This window comes from Sphingomonas sp. URJC2, assembly GCF_059803575.1.
Genome location: NZ_JAPFGX010000014.1, coordinates 1 through 24,135, shown reverse-complemented (window position 1 = coordinate 24,135; position 24,135 = coordinate 1). Strand labels below are relative to the sequence as shown.

The window sequence follows — 24,135 nt, the reverse complement described above, 5'->3', positions numbered from 1 at the left end:
TAGCACAGCATGTGTCCGGGCGCGATGACCTTCCCCCTGTTCCGCTGCGCCGCCCGTGCGGCCCTTGGCCCGATGCTGATGATCGCCGCCTGTTCGGCCCCCGCGCCGACGCCGCCGCTCGGCGATGCGCGGATCGGCGGGCCGCTCCCACTCGTCACGCAGGACGGCAAAAGGCTGGCCGAGGCCGATCTCGCTGGCAAATACCGGCTGATCTATTTCGGCTACAGCTATTGCCCCGATGTCTGCCCGGTCGACCTGCAGAATCTGATGGCGGGCTTTGCCGCGCTGGAAAAAAGCGACCCGGCGGTCGCCGCGCGCATCCAGCCGATTTTCGTCAGCATCGATCCGGCGCGCGATACGCCCGCCCAGCTCAAAACCTATGTCCGCGCCTTTCACCCCCGGCTGATCGGGCTGACCGGCAGCGATGCCGAGATTGCGCGCGTCGCCAAGGATTATGCGGTCTTCTACCAGCGCGAAGGCAAGCCGGGGGCGGCCGATTATCTGATGAACCACAGCCGCATCGCCTATCTGATGGGTCCGGACGGCAAGCCGATCGCGCTCGCCCCGCATGATGCCAAGCCCGAGGTGATTGCCGCCGAACTGAAGCAGTGGGTGCGCTGATTTGGCGGCGGTAACGGGCCGCTTCTGGGAGGACCAGCCGCTTGAGGCGCTCGACCGCGCCCAGTGGGAGGCGCTGTGCGACGGGTGCGGCAAATGCTGCGTCCACAAGCTGGAAGACGAAGAAACCGGCGAGATGTTCGCCACCAATGTCGCTTGCAAGCTGCTCGACCGGCACAAGGGCCAGTGCCGCGATTATCGCCATCGCCGCGCCTATGTGCCCGAATGCGTGCGGCTGACGCCGCGGCTGGCGCGCACGCTCGACTGGCTGCCCGAAACCTGCGCCTATCGGCTGCGCGCCGCGGGCCAGCCCTTGCCCGAATGGCATTATCTGGTGTGCGGCGACCGCGAGGCGGTGCATCGCGCGGGCATGTCGGTGCGCGGCTGGACGATTTCCGAAGACGATGCCGGCGAGCTGGAAGACCATATTCTCCCGGGCTGAACCGCGCTTCGGGCCGGACGCGACGCCGCTGCGCATCGTCCGCAACGCCCGTGCGCGCGCGCTGCGGCTAAGGGTCGATCCGCGCGACGGCAGCATCCGCCTGACCGTGCCGGCGCGGGCGAGCGTGACCGCGGCGCGGGCCTGGGCCGAGCGCCAGCGCGACTGGATCGAGGCGCAGCTGGCGGCCATCCCCGCCGCCGGGGTGTTCGCCCCCGGCGCGACGATCCCGTTTCGCGGCGGCACGCTGCTGCTCGTCCATGTGCCCGGGCGGCGCGGTGCGCGGCTGAGCGGGGATCCGGCGATGAGCGCGGGCGCGCGGTTGGAACTGGGCGGGCCGGACGAGATGTTCGCCGCCACCGCCATGCGCTGGCTGCGGCGCGAGGCGTTGCGGGTGCTCGATGCCGACACCCGCGCGCTGGCAGCCTCGATCCCCGTCGCTATCGGGCGTGTCGGCGTCGGCGATCCGCGCAGCCGCTGGGGCAGTTGCAGCGCCAATGGCGATATCCGTTACAGCTGGCGGCTGATCCTCGCGCCCGATCCGGTGCGCCGTTCGGTCGTCGCCCATGAGGTGGCCCACCGGCTGCACATGGATCACGGGCCCGCGTTTCGCGCGCTCGAGGCGCAGCTGGCCGGGCCGGACCTGTCAGCGGGGCGCGACTGGCTCCGCCGGCACGGGGCGACGCTGCACCGCTGGGGCGCGCTCGGCCGGGCGTAGCACGGCATCGGCACGGGGCCGGTCGCGCGGCAGTGCCGGATCGGCCGGCACCTCGCGCGGCGTGCGGCCAAGCGCGCGGTCGATGAAATTCTCGTCCAGCCGCTCGGGCGTGGCCGCGCCGGGATCCTCGACCGCCGGGCTGTCGTCGGGCTGGATGGGGTTGCCATCCTCATCCACCAGCGGCGGATCGCCTTCGCCCAGATAGGCCTCGGCATCGGGCTCGAGCTGCCATTCGGGCAGCTTCGCCTCGGTCTCGAACTGTTCGACCGGGCGGCGGGCGACGGCGACGCGCATGAAATCGGCAAAGGCGCGCGCCGGGGCGGTGCCGCCCTGCAACCCGCGCACCGGCCGTGCATCGTCGCGGCCCATCCACACGCCGGTCGTCAGGCCCGAGGAAAAGCCCATGAACCAGCCATCCTTATTGGAACTGGTGGTGCCGGTCTTGCCCGCGACCGGGCGGCCGATCTGCGCGGCGCGGCCGGTGCCGGCGCTGACCGCGCTCTGCATCAGATCGGTCATCCCCGCCGCAACCCAGGGCGCGACGAGCACGCGCGAACTGTCGCTTTGATGGCGGTAAAGCACGCGTCCGCCGGTCGTCGTCACCTTGGTGATGCCATAGGGCGCAACCGCAACCCCCTTGGCGGCGACGGCGGCATAGGCGCGCGTCATGTCGATCAGCCGCACATCGGATGTGCCGAGGACCATCGAGGGCTCCAGATTGATCGGCGTCGAAATGCCGAACCGCCGCGCCATGTCGGCGATGGTGCCGGTGCCGACATCCTGGCCGATCTTCGCCGCCACGGTGTTGATTGAATAGGTGAAGGCGGTGCGCAGCGAAATCGACCCCGAGAAGCGCCCGGAGTTGTTGCGCGGGCTCCAGCCGTCGATGGTCACCGGTTCGTCGACCACCTGATCCTCGGGCTTGTACCCGGCCTCGAGCGCGGCGAGATAGACGAACAGCTTGAACGCCGATCCCGGCTGGCGCGTCGCTTGCGCGGCGCGGTTGTAGATCGAGGTGACATAATCCTTGCCGCCGATCATCGCGCGCACCGCCCCGTCGCGGTCGAGCGCGACCAGCGCGCCCTGCGCCGCGTCGGGCGTATGGCTGCGGATCGCGGCGTCGGCGGCCTTCTGCATCGCCGGATCAAGCGTGGTCCACACGTCGAGCGGTTCGACCGTCTCGTCGATCAGCACCTCAAGCTGGGGCAGCGCCCAGTCGGTGAAATAGCGGACGCTGTTCTGGTTCGCATCCTCGTTCAGCCGGACATTGGCGGCATCGGCGGCGCGCATGTCGGCGGCGCTGATCACCCCGGCCTCGCGCATTTCGCTGAGCACGATTTCGGCGCGGGCGAGCGCGGCCTCGGCATCGGCGGTCGGCGAATAGCGCGACGGCGCCTTGACCAGCCCGGCGATCACCGCCGCCTCGCCCAGCGACAGCCGGTTGCCCGGATGACCGAAAAAGCGCCGCGCCGCCGCGTCGATGCCGAACGATCCGCCGCCGAAATAGACCTTGTTCAGATACAGTTCGAGAATCTGGTCCTTGGAGAATTTGCGCTCCATCGCCAGCGCGAGCAGCCATTCGCGCGCCTTGCGCCCGAAGGTGCGGGTGTTGCTGAGGAACAGGTTGCGGGCGAGCTGCTGGGTGATCGTCGATCCGCCCTGCACCCAGCGGCCGCGCTGCACGCGCACCATCGCCGAGCGCGCGATGCCGATGGGATCGACGCCGGGATGATAGCGGAAGCGCCGGTCCTCGACCGAGACCATCGCATCCTTCATCACCTGCGGGATCTGGTCATAGGCCAGCCATTCGCCATAGCTTGGCCCGAGCGAGACGAGCACCGTGCCATCGGCGGCGCGCACGCGGATCATCTGCCCGTTGGGCGAGGATTTGAGCTCGGAAAAGCTCGGCAGCGTCGAGGCCTGGAGATAGACGGAGACGACCAGCGCGATGAACCCGGCAAGCGCCACGCCCAGCCCGATCTGCACCGACCGGACGAACACGCGCCGCGCGCGGGATTTCTGACTGCGGGGACGCTGGGCCGGCATGGATGCGGAGGTGCTAGCGGGTCCGCCGCCGGGCGACAAGTGCGGGCCGGCCCCGATCAGTCTGGCCCCGATCAGCCTTCACGGCACGTCGCCCGTCGGCCGGGGTCATTCGTCGGGCGAAAAGCTGAGCGCGGCGCTGTTGATGCAGAAACGCAGGCCCGTCGGCTCCGGCCCGTCGGGAAAGACATGGCCGAGATGCCCGTTGCACCGCGCGCAGCGGACCTCGATCCGGCGCATGCCGTGCGACACATCCTCATGCCCGGTCACCGCATCGGGGGCGAAGGGGTGGGTGAAGCTGGGCCAGCCCGATCCCGAATCATATTTGGCGCCGCTGTCGAACAGATCGGCCCCGCAGCCCGCGCAGCGATAGGTGCCGTCGCCATGATGGTCGCAATAGACGCCGGTAAAGGCGCGTTCGGTCCCCGCCTCGCGCAGCACATGATATTGCTCGGGCGACAGCTTTTCGCGCCAGGCCGATTCGGGCAGCTCGATCTTGTCCATGGCGGCAATGTGGGGGCATGGTCCGGCGGCTGCAATGCCCCCGGCGCGCGACCGGATTCGCCTTTCAGCCGGTGATCCGCGTCGCCCGCGCCACCAGCCCGGCCAGCCCCGGGGCCAGCCGGGTGAGGCCCAGCAGCGCGGGGGCGAGGGACGGTCGCTCCGCCGCCATCAGCACGGTGCGCGCGACCAGGATCGGGCGGCGGGTGCGGGCGGCGAAACCGGCCTGAAACCGCTCCGCACCATGGCCGGCGGCCAGCGCCTGTGCCGCAGCGATGCCGCTGGCCAGCGCAATGCCCATCCCCTCGCCGGCCAGTGACGGAATGACGCCACATTGATCGCCCAGCCGGTAGATGCCGGGCACCGTCCGCCCGGTCCGCCAGCCATAGGGGACGGCGGCGATGGCATCGATCGGCTGGTCCGGGGCCAGATAGGCGATCCGCTCGCCCAGCGCCGGGCTGTCGCGGCCGATCGCGGCGAGCAGCCCGGCCGGGCCGCCCGCCTCGGTCAGCCGCGACTTGCGCAGCGCCAGGCACAGATTGGCGCTGCCATCTTCCTGCAGCGACAGGCCGGCATAGCCGCGGTCGAACAGGTGCAGCTCGATCGCGCTGCCCAGCAGCCGCGCCAGCCCCGGTGCCGGGCCAAGCCGCACGCGCAGGCCGAGCGAAGGATCGCGGTCGCCGCGCGGCCGGCCATGGCCGCGCAGATCATATTTGCCGGTCGCCAGCAGCAGCGTGTCGGCGGCCAGCTCGGTCCCGTCGGTCAGCCACAGCCGCCGGTCCTCGGCGCGGGCGACGGCGATGCCGCGCTCAACCCCCGCCCCGGCGCTGGCCGCCAGATCGAGCAACGCCGAATCAAGCTGCCGCCGCGACACGCCCAGCGCCGGGCGCGGCAGCGGCGCATCGGCGCGGCCCTGCGGCGTGAACAGGCGCAGATGGTCAAGAGTCGCGCCGCGCAACTTTGTCAGCCCCAGCCGCTCCAGCGCCGACAGGCTCTGCCACGACAGAAAGCCGCCGCAGATCGCATCGCCCATCTCCCGCTGCCGCTCGATCAGCAGCGGGCGCGCGGCCCGGTCCGCGCCGGCCTGTGCCAGCGCGATGGCGGCGGCCGATCCTGCCGGCCCGCCGCCCAGGATCAGCGTTCCGCAGCGACGCACAGGCGAAACGGAAACACGCGCGCGATCCGGGCGGTGACGCCGGCATCGGCAAGGATCGGCGGCCATTCCGCCGGGCGATAGGCGCGGGCGATGGACAGCCGGCCATCGGCGCGCACGATCGGGTGCCAGCGCATCAGCGCGGCGAGCAGCGGATAGCCATGATAGGCAAAGCGGTGGCGGTGCAGATCGTTGATCAGCCAGCCCATCCGCGCATGTTGGTCCATGAAGCGCAGGAAATCGCGCAGCTGGCCGGCATCCATGTGATGCGCGACCAGGCTGGAGACGATCATGTCCCATGGCTCGCCGGCCAGATCGGCATAGTCGCCGGTCAAATAGCGGATCGGCAGCCCGGCAGGGGTCGCCGCCGCCGCCGCGGGCGCGCTGCGCGGGTTGAGATCGACGCCCACCAGCTCGCAGCGCTGGCCGCGCCGTGCGGCGTCGCGGGCGATGGCGCGCAGCATATCGCCCTGCCCGAACCCGACATCGAGCAGCCGGAACGGCCGCCCCCGGCTGACCCGGCGCACAAAGGCGAGCGTCGGCCGCGCCGCCAGCGTCACCCGGTTGACCCGCGCCAGATCGGCGAGCACCGCCGCATAGACATCGCCCGGCAGGTCGGGGGCATCCATCTGCTCCCCGGCCTCGCTGCGCACCGCAAGGCCGCGGGCGGAAGCAGGGCTGGGGGCGGCCATGGTCATGCCGCGCCAAACCTGAAGCCTTCCGCCGCCAGCCCCGGCCCGAAGGCGAGGGCGACGCCGTGGCGCACCGGCCGGCCGATCATCTGCGCGAGCGCGAACATCAGCGTGGCCGAGGACATGTTGCCATGGTCGCGCAGCACCGCGCGCGATGCGTCGAGCGCGTCGCCCGGCAGGTCGAGCGCGGCCTCGACCGCATCGAGGATCGACCGCCCGCCGGCATGAACCGCCCAGCCATCGACCGGGGGCGCGGCCTCGTCGCCTGCGCCGCCGCCGAGCAGCAGCGCGCGCAGATCGGCGGCGGCGAGCGCGCGGGCGATGCGGCCCGGCACTTCGCCCGACAGGTGCATGGCAAAACCCTGATCGCCAATGTCCCAGCGGATGAGATCGGCGGATTCGGGCAGCGTCGCGGCAAAGGGCGCGTCGATCCTGAGGCCCCGGGCCTCGCCCGACACCAGAGCGGCGGCCGCGCCATCGCCGAATTGCAGCATCGCCAGCAGCGGTTCGAGCGCGCCCGTTTCCTGCAGATGGAGCGAGGACAGCTCGACCGTCACCACCAGCACCCGCGCCCCCGGCTCCGACCGGACGATGTGGCGCGCGCTGCGCAGCGCCGTCACTGCGGCATAACAGCCCATGAACCCGATCAGCAGCCGTTCGACCGAGGGCGCAAGGCCAAGCGCGCTGGCGATGATCTGGTCGATGCCGGGCGCGGTGAAGCCGGTGCAGCTGGCGACGACGATATGGGTGATCGCCCCCGGATCGGCGGTCACCGCCGGGCCAAGCGCAGCGATGGCACGGAGCGCGAGCGCCGGGGCGGCATCGGCATAGATCGCCATGCGCGCCGCCGTGCCGGGCAGCACCGGATCGGCATAAAATCCGCCCGGGGCGACCGGGCTGCCGCCGTCCGCCCCGACGGGCAGCACCGAGAATCGCCGTTCGATCCCGGCGCGCGCCGCCATGCGGTCGAACAGCCGGCGCTGACGCGGATCGGCAATCCGCGCCGATGCCCAGCCGATAAATGCCCGGTGAATGTCATGGCCCGGCGTCGCCGTCCCGATCGCGTTCAGATAGGCATGCGGCAAGGGCAGCGTCCCGATTGACCTGTGTTACACTGCCCGACAACGCGCCGGTTGGAAAGCCGGGTCCGCCGCGCTAATCGCCGGGGAATGACGAGCGCCCCTACGCCGATGATGGCCCAGTATCTTCGGCTCAAGGCAGAAGCCGGCGACTGCCTGCTCTTCTACCGCATGGGCGATTTTTTCGAATTGTTCTTCGACGATGCCCGCCGCGCGGCCGCCGCGCTCGACATCGCGCTCACCGCGCGCGGCGAACATGACGGGCAGAAGGTGCCGATGTGCGGCGTCCCCGTCCATGCCGCCGAAACCTATCTCGCGCGGCTGATCAAGGCCGGTTTCAGCGTGGCGATTGCCGAACAGACCGAAAGCCCGGCCGAGGCGCGGGCGCGCGGATCAAAGGCGCTCGTCGAACGCGCGATCGTGCGCTTCGTCACTGCCGGAACGCTGACCGAGGATGCGCTGCTCGATGCCCGGCGCGCGAACTGGCTGGTCGCGCTGGCCGAAGCGGGCGGGCAGACCGGGCTGGCGGCGGCCGACATTTCGACCGGCCGGTTCGAGATTGTCGAGCTGGCGCCCGAGCTGCTCGATGCCGAACTCGCCCATTATGCCGCCGCCGAGCTGATCGCGCCCGAAGGCTGGCCGCGCTCTGACGTGCAGCTGCGCCCGCGCGCCGCGTTCGACAGCGTGGCCGGGGAAAAGCGGCTGTGCGACCTGTTCGGGGTGGCGACGCCCGACGGGCTGGGCGGGTTCGGCCGTGCCGGGCTGGCGGCGGCGGGCGGGCTGATCGCCTATCTCGACCATGTCGGGCGCGGGCGGCTGCCGTTCCTCCAGCGGCCGCAGCAGCGCATGGTCGCGCAGCACATGCTGATCGACGCGGCGACGCGCGACAGCCTGGAAATCGTCCAGGCGCAGGGCGGCGGCCGTGCCGGAAGCCTGCTCGATGCGGTCGACCGCACGGTGACGGGGGCGGGGGCGCGGCTGCTGGCCGCCGATCTCGGCGCGCCGCTGACCGACCGGGCGGCGATCGAGGCGCGGCTCGATCTGATCGGCCTGTTCCATGATCCTGCGCTGCGCCACGATGTTCGTGCCACGCTGCGCGCCCTGCCCGATCTGGGCCGGGCGCTTGGCCGGCTGGTCGCCGGGCGCGGCGGTCCGCGCGAGCTGGCGCAGCTGCGCGACGGGCTGGCCGAGGCGCGGCGGCTGCGCGACCGGCTGGAACGGCTGCCCGCGCCGCCGGCGCTGCTCGTCGCCTTGCTGCCGGCGCTGGGTGGCCATGCCGCCTTTGTCGACCTGCTGACCCGCGCGCTGGTGCCCAGCCCGCCGCTCGACGCCGCGCAGGGCGGCTATATCGCCGAAGGCTATGATGCCGCGCTCGACGCGCTGCGCGGCATGGGCGGGGAAGGGCGGCGCGCCATCGCCGCGCTCGAGGCGCGGTTCCGCGACCAGACCGGCATCGCCGCGCTCAAGATCCGCCACAATGCCGTGCTCGGCTATCATATCGAGGTGCCGGCGCGGCATGCCGACCGGCTGATGGCCGCCGATTCGGGCTTTACCCATCGCCAGACGCTGGCCGGCGTCGTCCGCTTCAACGCGCCGGACCTGCACGATCAGGCGCAGAAGGTTGCCCATGCCGGGGCCCATGCGCTCGCCGCTGAGGCCGCGCATCTGGAAGAGCTGACCGCCGAGGCGCTGGCACGGCGCGAGCCGATTGCGGCGGCGGCCGATGCGCTGGCGCGGCTCGACGTTGCGGCCGCGCTGGCCGAACGCGCGGTCGAGGGCGGCTGGACGCGGCCCGATTTTGTCGACCGCCCGGTGCTGGAGATTGGCGGCGGCCGCCATCCGGTGGTCGAGGCGGCGGTGGCCGCGACCGGGGGCCGGTTTGTCGCCAATGATTGTGCGCTCGGCGACGATTCGCGGCTGTGGCTCGTCACCGGGCCGAACATGGGCGGCAAATCCACCTTTCTGCGCCAGAATGCGCTGATCGTGCTGCTTGCCCAGGCGGGCAGCCATGTGCCGGCCGAAACCGCGCGGCTGGGCATTGTCGACCGGCTGTTCAGCCGGGTCGGCGCGTCCGACAATCTCGCGCGCGGGCGGTCGACCTTCATGGTCGAAATGGTCGAGACTGCCGCGATTCTGGCGCAGGCGACGCCCAGCAGCTTCGTGATCCTGGACGAGGTCGGGCGCGGCACCTCGACCTATGACGGGCTGGCCATCGCCTGGGCGGTGGTCGAGGCGGTTCATGGCCTCAATCGCAGCCGCTGCCTGTTCGCGACCCATTATCACGAGCTGACCCGGCTGGCCGGCAGCCTCGATTCGCTGTCGCTCCACCATGTCCGCGCGCGCGAGTGGAAGGGCGATCTGGTGCTGCTGCACGAGGTCGCGCCCGGCCCGGCCGACCGCTCCTATGGTCTTGCGGTCGCCAAGCTGGCCGGGCTGCCGCCCACGGTGCTGGCCCGCGCGCGCGACGTGCTCACCCGGCTGGAGGCGGGGCGCGCGCGCACCGGCGGGATTGCCGCCGGGCTTGACGATCTGCCGTTGTTCGCCGCCGCGCCGCCCGAGCCCCTGGCCGCCGACCCGCTGGCCGAGGCGCTCGCCGCGCTCGACCCTGACGCCATGACGCCGCGCGACGCGCTGGAGGCGCTTTATGCGCTGAAACGGCTGGCGCGGGACGGCAGGCAGGACGGCTGATCCGCCCGCTTGCGGCCAGAAAGCCGCCCGGTCCGGTTGGGCTTTCCCGGCAAAGCGCCTAAAGCTCTGTCATGGCCGCGCGTCTTGAAACCCTTGCCAATCGCCGGGCGATCATCGACCGGCGTGCTCTGTCCGACGCGCTGGCAGCACTTGAAGGCGATCCGCCCGCGCTGCGGCAGCAGATGGTCGCGCTGCTCAAACAGGCGCTCGAGGCCGGGCGGGCGGAGATCGCCCGCCGCCTGCAGGCGCGCCCGTCCCACGGGCTGGAGGCGGCGGCCGGGCAGGCATTTCTGATCGATCAGCTGCTGCGGCTGGTGTTCGACTTGACGACCAAGCGGCTTTATCCGGTCAGCAACCCGACGGCGGGCGAACGGCTCTGCCTGATGGCGGTCGGCGGCTATGGCCGGGGCGAAATGGCCCCCTATTCGGATGTCGACATCGCCTTTCTCACCCCCTGGAAACAGACCGGGTGGAGCGAACAGGTCATCGAATCGATGCTCTACACGCTCTGGGATCTGGGGCTGGCGGTCGGCCATTCCAGCCGCTCGCTCGACGATATGGTGCGGCTGGCGCGGACCGATCTGACGATCCGCACGGCGCTGCTCGAATCGCGTTATGTGTGGGGCGATCAGGCGCTGGCCGACGAGGCGCAGGCGCGGTTCCGCCGCGAGGTGGTGGCCGGCACCGACCGCGCCTTTGTCGCCGCCAAGCTGGCCGAGCGCGACGAGCGCCACAAACGGATGGGCGACAGCCGCTATGTCGTCGAACCCAATATCAAGGAGGGCAAGGGCGGGCTGCGCGACCTGCACACCCTGTTCTGGATCGGCAAATATGTGAACCGGCTCGACCGGGTCGAGGGGCTGGTCGATGCCGGGCTGCTGACGCCCGCCGAGCTGCGCCAGTTCCAGCGCGCGGAGAATTTCCTTTGGGCGGTGCGTTGCCATCTGCATCTGGCCGCCCGTCGCGGCGAGGAACGGCTGACCTTCGACCTGCAGCGCGAGATTGCCGAGCGCATGCATTATGCGCAGCGTCCTGGCCGCGCCCCGGTCGAACGCTTCATGCAGCATTATTTCCTGCACGCGAAGATGGTCGGCGACCTGACCGGGGTGTTCCTTGCCCATCTGGACGAGCAATTCGCCCGTGCCGGCCGCCGGTTCACCCTGGCGGCGATCCCGCGCCGGCCGCGCAAGCTCAACGGCTTCCGGCTCGAACGCGGGCGGCTGGCGCTGCCCGATGACGGCTTCTTTGCCGAGGATCCGGTGCGGCTGATCGAGTTGTTCGCGCTCGCCGACCGGCACGGGCTGGAAATCCATCCTCAGGCGATGCGGGCCGCGCGGCGCGATGCGCGGCTGATCGACGGGCGCGTGCGCGCCGATCTGCGCGCCAATGCGCTGTTCCTCGACGTGCTGACCAGCCCGCGCGATCCCGAAACCGTGCTGCGCTGGATGAACGAGGCCGAAGTGTTCGGCCGCTTCGTGCCCGATTTCGGCCGCGTCGTCGCGCAGATGCAGTTCGACATGTATCATCACTATACGGTCGACGAGCATTCGATCCGCGCGATCGGCCTGCTGGCGCGGATCGAGGCCGGGCAGCTGAAGGCCGATCATCCGATCGCCAGCCAGATCATCCACCAGATCGTGTCGCGCCGCGTGCTCTATGTCGCGGTGCTGCTGCACGACATTGCCAAGGGCCGGGGCGGCGATCACAGCGTGCTGGGGGCCGATGTCGCGATGCGGCTGTGCCCGCGCCTCGGCCTCAGCCCGGCGGAAACCGAAATGGTCGCCTGGCTGGTGCGGCATCACCTGCTGATGTCGGCGACGGCGTTCAAGCGCGACCTGGCCGATTTCAAGACCATCCTCGATTTCGCCGAAACCGTGCAAAGCCCGGAGCGGCTGCGGCTGCTGATGCTGCTGACCATCGTCGATATCCGCGCGGTCGGCCCCGGGGTGTGGAATGGCTGGAAGCGCCAGCTGCTCGCCGATCTGTTCGAAGCGGCGGAGGAGGTGCTGCGCCTCGGCCACAAACAGACCGGGCGGCGCGAGCGCATCGCCGCCAAGCAGGAAGAGCTGAAGGAGCGGCTGGGCTGGAGCGCGCAGGCCTTTGCCGCCTTTGCCGACCGGCTGCCCGAGCCTTACTGGATCGCCGAGCCGGCCGATATTCTGGAACGCAATGCCCGCCATGTCGCGGATGCCGGCGACAGCACCCTGTCGATTGCCGCCCAGGTCTATCCCGAACGCGGGGCGACGCTCGTTACCGTCTATGCCGCCGACCATCCCGGGCTGTTCTACCGGATCGCGGGGGCCATCCATCTGGCGGGCGCCAGCATCATCGATGCGCGCATTCACACGACGCGCGACGGCATGGCGCTCGACAATTTCCTTGTTCAGGATCCGTTCGGGCGACCGTTTGACGAGGATGACCGGCTGGCGCGGCTGCGTGCGGCGATCGAGGATGCGCTCGCCAACCGCAACCGGCTGGCCGACCGGCTGGCGGCCAAGCCGCTGCCGCGCCCGCGCGCCGACGCGTTCCGCATCGAACCGGTGGTGCTGATCGACAACAAGGCGTCGAACCGCTTCACGGTGATCGAGGTCAATGCCCGCGACCGCCCGGCGCTGCTCAACGCACTTGCCTATGCGCTGTTCCAGTCCAAGGTGACGATCCATTCGGCGCACATCGCCACCTATGGCGAGCGCGCGGTCGACACTTTCTATCTGACCGACCTGATCGGCGACAAGATCACCACCCCCGCGCGCCTCAAGACGCTCGAAAAGCGGCTGCTCGACGCGGCTGAGGGTGTGGTCGACAAGGTCGCGGCCTGACCGAATCACAAAAAAGGGGGAGCGGCACATATGTGCCGCTCCCCCTCATTCACGCCCGTTGCGTGCAGCCGGATCAGAAGCGGCTGCGCAGCGTCAGACCATAGGTGCGCGGTTCGCCGAGGAACGCCGAGAAGATCTGCGTGCCGCCGGGAAACTGGGCCGCCGGGAAGGCGGTCAGGTTGGTGCCGCCCGCCTGGAAGGGCGAGTTGAACGCCACCTGGGTGAAGCGGGTGTTGAACAGGTTCTGCGCCCACAGTTCGAGCGACCAGCGCTCGTCCTTGCCGCGCAGGCCGATACGGGCATTCACCACCGTGAAGCCGTCCTGTTCCTTTTGCGGGAACAGGTCGGAGCCGGTGTTGAAGTCGTTCTGCGTGCGCGCGTCGAAATAGACGAGACCCGACATGCCGTTGCTGCCGATCGGCGGCGTCCAGCTGAACGAGGCCGTCGCCACCGACTGCGGTGCCAGCGACAGCTGCTGGCCCGGCAGCAGGCGGAGCGCCGGATCGAGCGGTGCGCCATCGTCGGTGCCGACCAGGTTCGATTCGAACTTGGTGTCAGCATAGGTGTAGCCAAGGCTGATCGACAGATAGCGGGTCGGCCGCAGCGAGGCTTCGAGTTCGACACCCTGGCTGAGCACGCCCGGGACGATGTTGTTGGCCCCGCACTGGCCGGTGGTTGCGCTCGTGTCGCGGTCCCCGCCGCCCAGATCGCTGCCGCAGCCATTGATGTTCTGGACGATGAAGAACGCGCCGTTGAAGGTGTTGAGCTGGAAGTTCTGGAATTCCTGCCGGAAGATCGCCGCGTTGAGCGAGAAGGTCCGCGTGGAATATTTCAGGCCCAGTTCGAACGCGTCGTTGATTTCCTGGTCGAACTGGAGGTTGCGAACCAGCGCCTGCGCACCGCCCAGGCTGGCAAAGGTCGCGACCGGCGCCTTCAGCCCCGAACGGTCGAGGTTGAAGCCACCCGCCTTATAGCCGCGCGAATAGCTGCCATAGACCAGCAGATCGTCGGTCGGCTTCCACGACAGCACGCCGGTGCCGGTGAACTCGCTTTCGTTACGACGATCATTGATCGTCACCCCGTTGAGCTCGGCGGTCGAGTTGCCCTGGCAGCTGAGGCCGAGGATCCCACTTGCCACACTGGCGAGCGGCGTCGCCAGCAGCCCGCTGAGCAGCGCTTGGTTCTGCGTGCAGACGGTGTTGTCGTTGCCGAAGCTGGCGTTCAGCCGCTTGCGCTCATTGGTGTAGCGCAGGCCGATCGTCAGATCGAGGTTGCTGGTGATGTGGAAGATATTGTGGGTGAACAGCGCCCAGTTGCGGCTGTTCTGGAAATAACGGTCGCGGATGGTGCCGCGGTCGTTGAGCGTGTCGAGGCGGTCGAGCCCGGCCACCGCCAGCGCGCCGCCGGCCCCGAGCGGGGTCAGCCCGGCATTGAGCGCCGCCCGCCCGGTCGGCGACAGACAGCCGGTGTTGCCCGGCGAGAAGAAGGGCGACAGTGCTGCGTTGACGAAGCGGCAGCTGGCGAAGCGGCCATATTGCGAGCCGAACCGCAGATTGTCGGTCAGCGTCAGATCTTCATCCGAGAAGAAGCCGCCGACGAGCCAGTCGAGCTTGTCGTCGAACGCCGAGCCGTTGAGGCGCAGTTCCTGGGTGAAGGTCCTGAACTCGCGCTGCTGGGCGCTGTCGCCCGGCGCGCGGTAGAGAATGTCGACAAAGCCGTAATCGACATCGCCCGCCTGATTGGTGCGGTAGCTGCGATAGGCGGTGATCGAGGTCAGCGTTGCGCCGCCCAGATTCCAGTTCACTTCGCCCGACAGGCCCCAGTCCTTGGTGATGCCGGCATAGGAGCGGAACGGCGTGATGGCGATTTCGCGCGAATAGGGGTTGCTGAACTGTGCCGTCGGCTGGCCGAGTGCGGTCAGCACCGGGATGATCGAGTTGGCGTTGCTGAGCAGCCCGCCGACCTGCGGCACGGTCGCCTGGTCGAGATAGACGGCGGCGCAGCATTCCTCGTTGCGGTCGGTATAGTCGCCGATCAGGCGGACGGTCAGATCCTCGCTCGGCTCGAACAGCAGCTGGCCGCGCAGGAACAGGCGGTCGCGGTTGTTGAGGTCGCGCCCGCTGACCGTGTCGCGCAGAAAGCCGTCGCGCCGTGAATAGACGGCGTCGACGCGGGCGGCGAGCGTGTCGGTCAGCCCGCCGGTGATCGCGCCGGCCATGCGCAGATAATCATAATTGCCGTATTCGGCCTCGACATAGCCGCCCAGATCGAAGCTCGGCTTTTTCGAGATGACATGGATGAGACCGGCCGAGGCGTTGCGGCCGAACAGCGTGCCCTGCGGGCCGCGCAGCACTTCGATCCGCTCGATCTCGCCGAGTTCGTTGAGCCCGATGCCCGAGCGCGAGCGATAGACGCCGTCGATGAACACCGCGACCGAGCTTTCGAGGCCGGGATTGTCGCCGACCGTGCCGATGCCGCGGATACGCGCCGAGCCGTTGGCTTCGGTGCCGGTCGACGACACGAGCAGCGACGGCGCGATCTGGTTGAGCTGGCGGATGTCGAACGCGCCCGAGTTGCGCAGCGATTCACCGGTCACGGCCGACACGGCGATCGGAATGTCCGACAGCGCCTCGGCACGGCGGGTGGCGGTGACGACGATGTCGCCGGCATTCAGACCGCGATCATCCTGCGCGGCCGCGGCCTGGTCCGCGGCCTGGCCCGAGGTCTGGGCGTCCTGGGCAAAGGCCGGGGCGGCCGTGAGCAGGCAGGCAGCAGAGATCAGCCAAGATGCTTTTTTCATCAACCCCTCCATAGGATTTCTTGTTGTTTGGCACGAAAGCTAGAGGCGCTTGTCGCCCATATCCAGCGTCGTCAGCGTCTATGCGCACGAAATTTCGCCCCGGCGCGGCGTTTTTGTCACACTGAGGGATCGTGATCACGTCTGACGCTACGGCAACGGTCGGGCGGTCGGGGCGCGGGACCGTGTCCCGCACCCCGGTCAGCGTCAACGGCTGCGGATAAAGGCGCGGATGTCGCGGGACAGCTTGGCCCGGTCCTCGTCGCGCACATACATCATGTGGCCGGATTCATAATATTCGAACTTGATCCGGTCGGCCGGGAAGCCGGTGCGGCTGAGCGCATATTCGGCCCCGAAGAACGGCGTGGCGAAATCATAATAGCCCTGACCGACAAAGATGCGCAGCCCGCTATTCTCGCGCAGCGACCGGCCCAGATAGGGCGCGACCGACTTGTAATAGACATCCTCGCCCCGGCCGAGATCCCAGTCCCAGGGCTGGACCGAGCCGATGGTCACATATTGGCGGTCGGTCTTGAACCCCAGATCGTCGCGGACATAGCTGTTGATCGCGGCCGCATAGCCGGCATCGATGCCGTAAAAGCTCGGATCGTTGTCAAAGCCTTCGCCGGCATTGTCGCGGTCGCGCCCGGTATAGCGGCTGTCGAGCCGCCCGACGACCAGCCCCCGGTCGCGCAGCAGTTCCTTCCAGAACCGGCCCGGTGCCGGGCGCAGGTCGGTGCGCTCCAGAAACTCTTCCGACAGGCCGGTGAAGCGGGCGAGCTGGCGGCGCACCGCCGCACGCTCCTCACCCTGCAGCGCCACGCCCTTGAGCAGCGCGGTGGCATATGGGCCGGTGGCAAAGGCGCGCGCCTCGGCGACGAAGGCGGCGAGGCTGGCCGGGCGGTCGGCGACCTTGTTGTGATACCAGGCGACCGCCGCCATCGACGGCACCGCGATCACATAGGGCATGTCATTGCCCTCCACCTCGGCCTGAGCGCCGAAATCGAGGATCGCCGAAATCAGGATGATCCCGTTGAGGCCGACATCATTATACTGGCCCTCCAGCTCGTTCGCGACCGCGGCCGAGCGGGTGGTGCCATAGCTTTCGCCGCCAAGGAATTTGGGGCTGTTCCAGCGGCCATTGTCGTTGAGCCACAGGCGGATGAACTGGGCGACCGCCTTGGCGTCCTTGGTCACGCCCCAATAATCCTTGGGGTCGGTCTTGCCGAGCGCATGGCTGAATCCGGTGCCGACCGGGTCGATGAACACGATGTCGGTGACGTCGAGCAGCGCATCGGGATTGTCGACGATCGGATAGGGCGGCGCGCCATCGTCGCGGCCATCGGACGGGATGGCGACGCGCTTGGGGCCGAACGCGCCCATGTGCAGCCAGACCGATCCCGAGCCGGGGCCGCCGTTGAACAGGAAGGTGACCGGCCGGCTGGGGTCGCGCGGTTCCTTGACATAGCTGTAGTAATTGATCGCCGCCTTGGGCGTGCCGTCACTGTCCTTCAGGAACATTTCGCCGGCGGTCGCGGCATAGCTGATCCGCTGGCCGCCAAAGGTGCCGGTGCGGCGCACGGTGACGATCTGGGGCGCGCGTTCGGCGGACTTTTCCGCGCGGCTGTCATCCTTGGGCTTCTCCTGCGCGGCAAGCGGGGCGCCGAGCGGCGCGGCCAGCAGGCTTGCGGCGAGCAAGGCGGCGATCTTGTTCTGCAACATTCTCTCTCCCTTTGTCACCGCGGTCCCGGGCCGGCGGCGCGGTGCTTATCTGTCACCGCGCGGGCGCGGGCAAAACCCATTTTCGACGAATCGCACCGCCCCCCGTGCGGTTTGGCGCGCGCCGCGAAAGCCGCTATGGGCCGGGCATGACCCCCTTGCATCTTGGCCAGACCTCCGCCCTGCCCGCCCGGCCTGAGGACGCGGTGCTCGATTATGTGCCCAATCCGCGCCCGGGCCGCCCCTATCTGGTGCGGTTCACCGCGCCGGAGTTCACCTCGCTGTGCCCGGTGACCGGCCAGCCCGATTTCGCGCATATCGTGATCGATTATGCGCCGGCGGCGACGATCGTCGAATCCAAGTCGCTGAAGCTGTTTTTGGGCGCGTTCCGCAACCATGCGGGCTTTCACGAGGATTGCACGGTCGGCATCGCCGAACGGCTGGTTGCCGAAATGCAGCCGCTGTGGCTGCGCATCGGCGGTTACTGGTATCCGCGCGGCGGCATTCCCATCGACGTGTTCTGGCAGTCCGGCCCGCCGCCCGAGGGGCTGTGGCTGCCCGATCAGGGCGTGCCCGGCTATCGCGGCCGGGGGTGATGACCCGTTAATGACAATGGTGTAAGCTGCCCAACATGACGACCGCCGCGCCGCACGAGCACCCGATTCGCATCCTGCCCGACGACATTGATTTCATGGGCCATGTGAACAACAGCCGCTATCTCAACTGGGTGCAGGATGCGGTCGTCAGCCATTGGCGGCGCTTCGCCCCGGCGGACGAGGTGGCGGCAAAGCTGTGGGTCGCGCTCAAGCACGAGATCACCTACCGCAAGCCGGCCTTTATCGACGATCAGGTGATCGCGACGGTGGTGCTGGAAAAGGTCGAGGGCGCGCGCGCCTTCTACGAAACGCTGATCAAGCGCGGCGAAGAGGTGCTGGCCGAAGTGCGGTCGAGCTGGTGCTGTATCGACGTCAACACCCGCCGCCCGGTGCGGCTGGCCGCCGATCTGATCGCCCGCTTCATGCAGCGGATGGAAGAGGTCGGCGACCGCGCCTGATCGCGGCTACTGGGCATTCCGGTCCAGCCGGATCGCCCGGCCATGGCGCGTCAGGACGAGCGCGCCGCCATCGAATGGCAGTTTTTCGCCCCGGAAATCGGCGACGCCCATGTCATTGGGTTCGAACCGGAACTGGATGCGCCGCGCCGGCCCGGCCAGCCGGTGCGCGGCGAGCGGTACCGGAAAGGCCGGCAGGTCGGGCACGATCGAAAGCGGTGTCCGCCCGGGCGCGAGTGGCACGCGGCCATCTTCTTCCGCCTCCACGAACACCGGCCGGGGGGCATCGGCATAGGTGATGGCCAGCGTCAGCGGCGCGCCCTGCAGCAGATCGGGATCGCTGAGCGAAACATGCAGCGCGCCGTCCGCGCTCGGTGTGTCGCTGATGACTGCAAAGCGCGGCGGGCGCACCGCCGGCTCGGTGGTCAGCACCACGCCACCCGCCTCGGCCCGCCAGCTGCCGCGCGCCGCCTCGTCCAGCCCGCCATAGCTGAGCGCGAAGCGGAACCGGCCATCGGCCCCCAGCTCCAGCTGTGCGGCGATTTCCGGCTGATGCGCGACATAGACGCCCGGCGCCGCTGCCTCCGTCGGCGCCGCTGCCCCCGCCGGGGCGGCAATCGTCACCGCCAGCGCCACCCCGATCTGCCATGCGCTCGTCTTCGGTCGCCGTCCTCCATGTCGTTCACCACCGCCCGCCGCGATCATTTCAGCAGCGTGCCCAGCATGCCGCGCAGCAGTTGCCCGGCCAGCCCGCCTTCGCTGCGCCGCCGCCGGCCGCCGCCGCCGAACATCGCGCGGCCGATTTCGTTGGCGACCTGCCGGCCGAGCGACGAGGATGCCGCGCGGGCGGCCGAACGCAGCGCAATGTCGAGCGTGGTCTGGCCCGACCGCCCCTGATCTGCCGGCGCATCCTCCGGCGCGTCGCTCGCGGCGCTGGCCTGAGCCGCGCGGGCGGCAGCAGCTTCGGCGCGCGCGGCAAGCAATTCCTCGGCCGATTCGCGGTCGATGCGGGTGTCGTAACGCCCGCCAAGCGCATCGGCGGCGCGCACCGCCGCGCGTTCCTCGGGCGTCAGCGGGCCGACACGCGACGCGGGCGGCTTGATCAATGTGCGCGCGACCGGGCTGGGCGCGCCATCGGGTTGCAGCAGCGACACCAGCGCCTCGCCCACTTTCAGCTCGGTGATCGCGGTCGCGACATCGACGCCGGGATTGGCGCGGAAGGTCTCGGCGGCGGCGCGGATCGCCTTCTGGTCGCGCGGGGTGAAGGCGCGCAACGCGTGCTGGACGCGGTTGCCAAGCTGGCCGGCGACGCTGTCGGGGATGTCGACCGGATTCTGGGTGATGAAATAGACGCCGACGCCCTTGGAGCGGATCAGCCGCACCACCTGCTCGATCTTCTCGACCAGCGCCGGGGGCGCTTCGTTGAACAGCAGATGCGCCTCGTCGAAAAAGAACACCAGCTTCGGCCGGTCGGGATCGCCGACTTCGGGCAGCCGCTCGAACAGTTCCGACAGCAGCCACAGCAGGAAGGTCGAATAGAGGCGCGGGCTGGCCATCAGCCGGTCGGCGGCGAGCAGATTGACCACGCCGCGCCCGGCCTCGTCGGTGTTCAGGAAATCGTTGAGGTCGAGCGCCGGCTCGCCGAAGAAATGGTCGCCGCCCTGGGCGCGCAGCTGGAGCAGGGCGCGCTGGATCGCGCCGACGCTCTGCTTCGACACATTGCCGAAACTGGTCGTCAGCTCGGCCGCCCGCTCGGCGCAATGGGCGAGCATCGCCTGCAGATCATCAAGGTCGAGCAGCAGCAGCCCGTCATGATCGGCGACGTGAAAGGCGATGGTCAGCACGCCTTCCTGCGTGTCGTTGAGGTTCATCAGCCGCGCGAGCAGCACCGGTCCCATGTCCGACACGGTGGCGCGCACCGGATGGCCCTGTTCGCCGAACAGATCCCAGAATTGCACCGGCATGTCGCCATAGGCCCAGTCGGTCATGCCGATCTCGGCGGCGCGCGCGGCGAAGATCGCATGGGTCTTGGCAAGCGGCGATCCGGGCATGGCCAGCCCGGCCAGATCGCCTTTCACATCGGCGACGAAGCACGGCACCCCGGCCCGGCTGAAGCCTTCGACCAGCCCTTGCAGGGTCACGGTCTTGCCGGTTCCGGTCGCGCCGGCGATCAGCCCGTGGCGGTTGGCGCGGCGGAAGTTGAGCAGCTGGGGGCTGTCGGCCAGCCCCGTCGCGCCGATGCCGGCGCCGATGAAGATCCCGTCCTCGGCCATCATCCCCTGCTCCCCCTTGTCCCCGGCCATTGCCGCGGCCTTCGCTTGGTAGCGCCGCGGCGGTCATGGGGGCAAAGAAAAACCCTCCCCCGCGCCGGGCGGGAGAGGGCTTTCGGCACTGGTTGCGACGTTACTTCTTGATCCGCACGCCGATATAGCGCGGCGGATTGGCCCCGCGCTGGACGAGCAGCAGCACGCTGCCGCGCTCGGCGGCCTTGGCCTCCGCCACGGCGGTGCGGACATCGTCAAGGCTGGCGGCCGGGCGGCGGTTGATCGCGATGATGATGTCACCGCGCTGCAGCCCCTTGGTCGCCGCGTCGCTCGACGGATCGATGCCGCCGATCACCAGCCCGCGCGTATTGGCGGGCGCGCCGACCTGCCGCGCAATGGCCGGGGTCAGCGGCTGCACCGCCAGGCCGATGGCCGCCTGCGCCGCTGCCTGCGTATCCTCGTCATTCTCTTCATTGCCGAACTGGCCGTCTTCGCCGCCGAAACGCTGCGCCAGCTGCTCTTCGGGCGGGCGTTCGCCGACCGTGACCGTCACCGTCATCCGGCGGCCGTCGCGCAGCAGCTCGATCGGCACCTTGGCACCGATGGCGCTGTTCGACACCAGATAGGACAGCGTCTGGTCCGGGGTCACCGGCTCGCCGCCCACCGAGACGACGACATCGCCCTGGCGGATGCCGGCGCGTTCCGCCGCCTGCCCCGGCTCGACCCCGGCGATCAGCTCGCCGCGGTTCTTCTCCAGCCCGAGCGACTCGGCAATCGTTTCGTCGATCGGCTGGATCTGGACGCCCAGATAGCCGCGCTTGACGCGCCCGCCCTTCATCAGCTGGTCGATCACCGGCTTGGCCTGTTCGGCCGGGATGGCGAAACCGATGCCGACATTGCCGCCGGAGGGCGAGAAGATCGCGGTGTTGATGCCGACCACATTGCCGTTCAGGTCGAACATCGGCCCGCCCGAATTGCCCTGATTGATCGAGGCATCGGTCTGGATATAGCGGTCATACGCCCCGCCCTGACCGGTGTTGCGGTGCAGCGCCGACACGATCCCGGCGGTCACCGTGCCGCCCAGCCCGAACGGGTTGCCGATCGCCATCACCCAGTCGCCGACGCGGGTGCGCGTCGAATCGCCGAATTTGACGAACGGCATGTTGGTCGCATCGATCTTGAGCACCGCCAGGTCCGAGGCGAGATCGCGGCCGATCAGCCGCGCCTTGAACTCGCGCCGGTCGGGCAGGGTGACGGTGATCGATTCGACCACCGCGCCCTCGCGCCCGGGGGCGACGACATGGTTGTTGGTGACGATATAGCCATCGGCCGAAATGATGAAGCCCGAGCCGAGCGACTGGGCCTGGCGGGTGACCGGCCGCCCCGCCTCGCCGCCGCCGAACAGATCGGCAAAGGGGGTGCCGGCAAAGGGATTGGCGGCGCGGACCTGAACGCGCTGGGTGGTCGAGATGTTGACGACCGCCGGCTGCAGCCGCGCGGCCAGATCGGCAAAGCTCTGCGGCGCGCCGCTCGGCGCGGTGGCCGCTGGCTGGGCCTGCTGGGCACCGAGCGGCTGATGCAGCGTCAGCGAAGTGGCGACACCGCCAAGCAGCAGCGCGGAAGTGATGGCATAGGCGTAGCGCACGTGATCTTATCCTCTCGTGTCACAGCGGTGCGGACCGGATCCGCAGCCTTTTCCCCGTGAAGCAGGGCGGCTGAACGGATTTTGAATGACGTTTGTCATCGACGACATCATCACCGACCGCGTCCGTTGAACTCCCGCAAATAGGCGTTGCCCGGCGACAGGATGATGTTCGTCCCCGCTTCCGGCGTCTGGCCATTGGCCCCGAAGGTCAGCCGATAGCTCTGCATCGCCCGGTAGAATTCGTAGAAATCGGCGTCCTTGCCGAAACTGCCGGCATAGGTGCGCGCGGCTTCGGCATCGGCCTCGGCGCGGATGATCTGCGCCTGCTTGCGGCCCTGGGCATCGATAGTCAGCGCTTCCTGCTCGCGCGCCGAGCGCATCCGCTCGAACGCCGAATCGAGCGGCGTGCCTTCGGGCAGGTCGGCGCGCTTGATCCGCACATCGACGATTTCGGCCCCATATTGGCGCGCGACCCGGTTCAGCCCGGCCTGGATATTGTCCATGATCTGGCCGCGTTCCGGACTGAGCAGGCGGGAAAACGGCACCTTGCCCAGTTCGTTGCGCAGCGCCGATCCCAGAATCGGGCGCAGCTGGTCGGCAACGCGCTTTTCGTTGCCGGCGGTGATGTAGGTGCGCAGCGGATCGATGATGCGGAACCGCGCATAGGCATCGACATTCAGCCGCAGCTGGTCCGTCGACAGCACCTGCTGCCGGTCCATTTCGATGTCCATCACCCGCTTGTCGACCCACACGATCTGGTCGACGAACGGCAGCCGCGCGATCAGCCCGGCCCCGGATTTGCCGAAATTTTCGCCGGGCTGGTAGCGGTTGACGATGCTGATCGGCTCACCGAAGCGCACGATCACCGCCTGCCGCGTTTCGGGAACGACGGCCAGCGTCGCCGCCAGGATCACGAGCAGGGCGATCGCCGCGACCGCCAGCACCGCCGGATTGCGCCAGTTCAGGGCCGGGTTCACTGGGCCGGCTCCTCGATCGGGCGGGCGCGCCGCGCCGCTTCGGACAGCGGCAGATAGGGCACCACGCCGGGGGCCTCGACGATCGTCTTGTCGACCTTGGACAGAACCTGCTCCATCGTCTCGTAATACATGCGGCGGCGGGTGACGTCGGGCGCCAGCCGGTATTCCTCATAGACCTTGTCGAACGCCGCGGCTTCGCCCTGGGCACGGGCCGTGACCTGCTGCGCATAGGCGCGGGCGTCGTTCAGGTAGCGGATCGCCTGCTGCTGCGAGGCGGACACGCGCTTGAAGCTTTCATTGACCGCCTGGGGCGGATCGGCCTGGCGGATGGCGACGCCCTGGATGCGCACCCCGGCCCGATAGTCGTTCAGGATTTCCTGCATCCGCTGCGCGACCTGGGTTTCGATGGCCGTGCGGCCCGACCCGATGGCATCGTTCAGATTGACCGTGCCGATCACCGCGCGCATCGCGCTTTCGCCGACTTCGCGGATCGTTTCCTCAGGCTCTGCCAGCTGGAACAGGAACAGCGACGGATCGCTGATGTTCCAGCGCACCGAATAAGCGAGATCGACGATGTTCTGGTCGCCGGTCAGCATCAGATTTTCCGATTCGGCGGCGGGCGAGCCGATATCGACCGTGCGGATCGCCTCGATATCCTGTTTGACGACCCGGTCGATCGGGGCCGGAAAGCTGAAATTCACGCCCGGCCCCATGGTGCCGGCATAGCTGCCGAGGCGCAGGATCACGCCGCGTTCCTGCGGGCCGATGCGATGGATGCTGGTGAACAGGATCCACGCGCCCGCCAGCGCCAGCAGCGCATAGAGCCAGATCGGCCGTCCGCCGAAATCCGGCATGCCGCCGCGCCCGAAGCCGTCGCGCCCCCGGCGCAGCAGCTCGTCCAGCGCGGTCGGCCCGCCGGGGCGCGGCCCGCG

19 protein-coding genes are annotated in these 24,135 nt (G+C 69.1%); 7 read left to right on the top strand and 12 right to left on the bottom strand.

All coding sequences use genetic code 11. The features are described 5' to 3' along the window. Positions 1 to 24 precede the first annotated feature (24 nt). From OPU66_RS07280 to OPU66_RS07270, 3 genes are read left to right on the top strand one after another with little or no spacing between them, the layout of a single operon-like run. Entirely contained in the window at positions 25 to 621 is a 597-nt protein-coding gene (locus OPU66_RS07280) for an SCO family protein (protein WP_498552947.1), read from the top strand. Position 622: 1 nt separating this feature from the next. Beyond that, complete coding sequence (locus OPU66_RS07275; RefSeq protein ID WP_498552946.1) at positions 623 to 1,060, top strand: YcgN family cysteine cluster protein; 438 nt, start codon at positions 623 to 625, stop codon at positions 1,058 to 1,060. Continuing rightward, positions 1,023 to 1,775 (top strand): M48 family metallopeptidase, encoded by a 753-nt coding sequence (locus OPU66_RS07270; protein WP_498552945.1) that lies wholly within the window; start codon positions 1,023 to 1,025, stop codon positions 1,773 to 1,775. Before OPU66_RS07275 ends, OPU66_RS07270 begins: the two co-directional genes overlap by 38 nt. On the opposite strand, the gene OPU66_RS07265 is transcribed toward OPU66_RS07270, so the two are convergent. The 5 genes from OPU66_RS07265 to OPU66_RS07245 all read right to left on the bottom strand — a co-directional run bounded on the left by OPU66_RS07265 (position 1,704) and on the right by OPU66_RS07245 (position 7,255). Then, entirely contained in the window at positions 1,704 to 3,821 is a 2,118-nt protein-coding gene (locus tag OPU66_RS07265) for a transglycosylase domain-containing protein (RefSeq protein WP_498552944.1), read from the bottom strand. The genes OPU66_RS07270 and OPU66_RS07265 overlap by 72 nt on opposite strands. Positions 3,822 to 3,926: 105 nt before the next feature. Beyond that, on the bottom strand, positions 3,927 to 4,322 hold the full coding sequence (msrB, locus tag OPU66_RS07260; RefSeq protein WP_498552943.1) for a peptide-methionine (R)-S-oxide reductase MsrB: 396 nt from the start codon (positions 4,320 to 4,322) through the stop codon (positions 3,927 to 3,929). Positions 4,323 to 4,386: 64 nt separating this feature from the next. Beyond that, on the bottom strand, positions 4,387 to 5,475 hold the full coding sequence (locus OPU66_RS07255) for an NAD(P)/FAD-dependent oxidoreductase (protein ID WP_498552942.1): 1,089 nt from the start codon (positions 5,473 to 5,475) through the stop codon (positions 4,387 to 4,389). After that, positions 5,454 to 6,170, bottom strand: coding sequence for a methyltransferase domain-containing protein (locus tag OPU66_RS07250; RefSeq protein WP_498552941.1), 717 nt, complete (start codon positions 6,168 to 6,170; stop codon positions 5,454 to 5,456). The genes OPU66_RS07255 and OPU66_RS07250 overlap by 22 nt, the downstream gene beginning before the upstream one ends. Next, positions 6,167 to 7,255 (bottom strand): type III polyketide synthase, encoded by a 1,089-nt coding sequence (locus OPU66_RS07245; protein ID WP_498552988.1) that lies wholly within the window; start codon positions 7,253 to 7,255, stop codon positions 6,167 to 6,169. The genes OPU66_RS07250 and OPU66_RS07245 overlap by 4 nt, the downstream gene beginning before the upstream one ends. 78 nt (positions 7,256 to 7,333) lie before the next feature. Here OPU66_RS07245 and mutS point away from each other — a divergent pair, with 78 nt between their 5' ends. Next, complete coding sequence (gene mutS, locus OPU66_RS07240; protein ID WP_498552940.1) at positions 7,334 to 9,931, top strand: DNA mismatch repair protein MutS; 2,598 nt, start codon at positions 7,334 to 7,336, stop codon at positions 9,929 to 9,931. A 71-nt stretch (positions 9,932 to 10,002) separates the two neighbouring features. Further along, positions 10,003 to 12,750, top strand: a complete 2,748-nt coding sequence (locus OPU66_RS07235) for a [protein-PII] uridylyltransferase (RefSeq protein WP_498552939.1) — start codon at positions 10,003 to 10,005, stop codon at positions 12,748 to 12,750. A gap of 73 nt (positions 12,751 to 12,823) precedes the next feature. Here the strand turns inward: OPU66_RS07235 and OPU66_RS07230 are convergent, their stop codons facing one another. Beyond that, on the bottom strand, positions 12,824 to 15,550 hold the full coding sequence (locus OPU66_RS07230; protein ID WP_498552938.1) for a TonB-dependent receptor: 2,727 nt from the start codon (positions 15,548 to 15,550) through the stop codon (positions 12,824 to 12,826). Between the two features lie 204 nt (positions 15,551 to 15,754). Continuing rightward, entirely contained in the window at positions 15,755 to 17,269 is a 1,515-nt protein-coding gene (locus OPU66_RS07225; RefSeq protein ID WP_498552937.1) for a S10 family peptidase, read from the bottom strand. A gap of 146 nt (positions 17,270 to 17,415) precedes the next feature. Between OPU66_RS07225 and queF the strand changes: the two genes are divergently transcribed. Beyond that, complete coding sequence (queF, locus tag OPU66_RS07220; RefSeq protein WP_498552936.1) at positions 17,416 to 17,862, top strand: preQ(1) synthase; 447 nt, start codon at positions 17,416 to 17,418, stop codon at positions 17,860 to 17,862. A 35-nt stretch (positions 17,863 to 17,897) separates the two neighbouring features. Further along, on the top strand, positions 17,898 to 18,320 hold the full coding sequence (locus tag OPU66_RS07215; protein WP_498552935.1) for an acyl-CoA thioesterase: 423 nt from the start codon (positions 17,898 to 17,900) through the stop codon (positions 18,318 to 18,320). 6 nt (positions 18,321 to 18,326) lie between these two features. Here the strand turns inward: OPU66_RS07215 and OPU66_RS07210 are convergent, their stop codons facing one another. From OPU66_RS07210 to hflK, 5 genes are all read right to left on the bottom strand, one after another. Next, complete coding sequence (locus tag OPU66_RS07210; RefSeq protein ID WP_498552934.1) at positions 18,327 to 19,022, bottom strand: hypothetical protein; 696 nt, start codon at positions 19,020 to 19,022, stop codon at positions 18,327 to 18,329. Beyond that, entirely contained in the window at positions 19,019 to 20,620 is a 1,602-nt protein-coding gene (locus OPU66_RS07205; RefSeq protein WP_498552933.1) for a helicase HerA-like domain-containing protein, read from the bottom strand. The genes OPU66_RS07210 and OPU66_RS07205 overlap by 4 nt, the downstream gene beginning before the upstream one ends. A 100-nt stretch (positions 20,621 to 20,720) precedes the next feature. Beyond that, positions 20,721 to 22,226 (bottom strand): DegQ family serine endoprotease, encoded by a 1,506-nt coding sequence (locus tag OPU66_RS07200; protein ID WP_498552932.1) that lies wholly within the window; start codon positions 22,224 to 22,226, stop codon positions 20,721 to 20,723. Positions 22,227 to 22,336: 110 nt separating this feature from the next. Next, on the bottom strand, positions 22,337 to 23,203 hold the full coding sequence (hflC, locus tag OPU66_RS07195; protein ID WP_498552931.1) for a protease modulator HflC: 867 nt from the start codon (positions 23,201 to 23,203) through the stop codon (positions 22,337 to 22,339). Continuing rightward, the coding region (gene hflK, locus OPU66_RS07190) for an FtsH protease activity modulator HflK (protein WP_498552930.1) at positions 23,200 to 24,135 on the bottom strand (936 nt) is incomplete at its 5' end. The genes hflK and hflC, both read right to left, overlap by 4 nt.

Bases quoted from the DNA above. Each gene is read 5' to 3' on its own strand.
- OPU66_RS07280 (WP_498552947.1), top strand. From the start codon at position 25: ATGACCTTCCCCCTGTTCCGCTGCGCCGCCCGTGCGGCCCTTGGCCCG.
- OPU66_RS07270 (WP_498552945.1), top strand. From the start codon at position 1,023: ATGCCGGCGAGCTGGAAGACCATATTCTCCCGGGCTGAACCGCGCTTC.
- OPU66_RS07265 (WP_498552944.1), bottom strand. From the start codon at position 3,821: ATGCCGGCCCAGCGTCCCCGCAGTCAGAAATCCCGCGCGCGGCGCGTG.
- msrB (WP_498552943.1), bottom strand. From the start codon at position 4,322: ATGGACAAGATCGAGCTGCCCGAATCGGCCTGGCGCGAAAAGCTGTCG.
- OPU66_RS07250 (WP_498552941.1), bottom strand. From the start codon at position 6,170: ATGACCATGGCCGCCCCCAGCCCTGCTTCCGCCCGCGGCCTTGCGGTG.
- mutS (WP_498552940.1), top strand. From the start codon at position 7,334: ATGACGAGCGCCCCTACGCCGATGATGGCCCAGTATCTTCGGCTCAAG.
- OPU66_RS07235 (WP_498552939.1), top strand. From the start codon at position 10,003: ATGGCCGCGCGTCTTGAAACCCTTGCCAATCGCCGGGCGATCATCGAC.
- OPU66_RS07230 (WP_498552938.1), bottom strand. From the start codon at position 15,550: ATGAAAAAAGCATCTTGGCTGATCTCTGCTGCCTGCCTGCTCACGGCC.
- OPU66_RS07225 (WP_498552937.1), bottom strand. From the start codon at position 17,269: ATGTTGCAGAACAAGATCGCCGCCTTGCTCGCCGCAAGCCTGCTGGCC.
- queF (WP_498552936.1), top strand. From the start codon at position 17,416: ATGACCCCCTTGCATCTTGGCCAGACCTCCGCCCTGCCCGCCCGGCCT.
- OPU66_RS07215 (WP_498552935.1), top strand. From the start codon at position 17,898: ATGACGACCGCCGCGCCGCACGAGCACCCGATTCGCATCCTGCCCGAC.
- OPU66_RS07210 (WP_498552934.1), bottom strand. From the start codon at position 19,022: ATGATCGCGGCGGGCGGTGGTGAACGACATGGAGGACGGCGACCGAAG.
- OPU66_RS07205 (WP_498552933.1), bottom strand. From the start codon at position 20,620: ATGGCCGGGGACAAGGGGGAGCAGGGGATGATGGCCGAGGACGGGATC.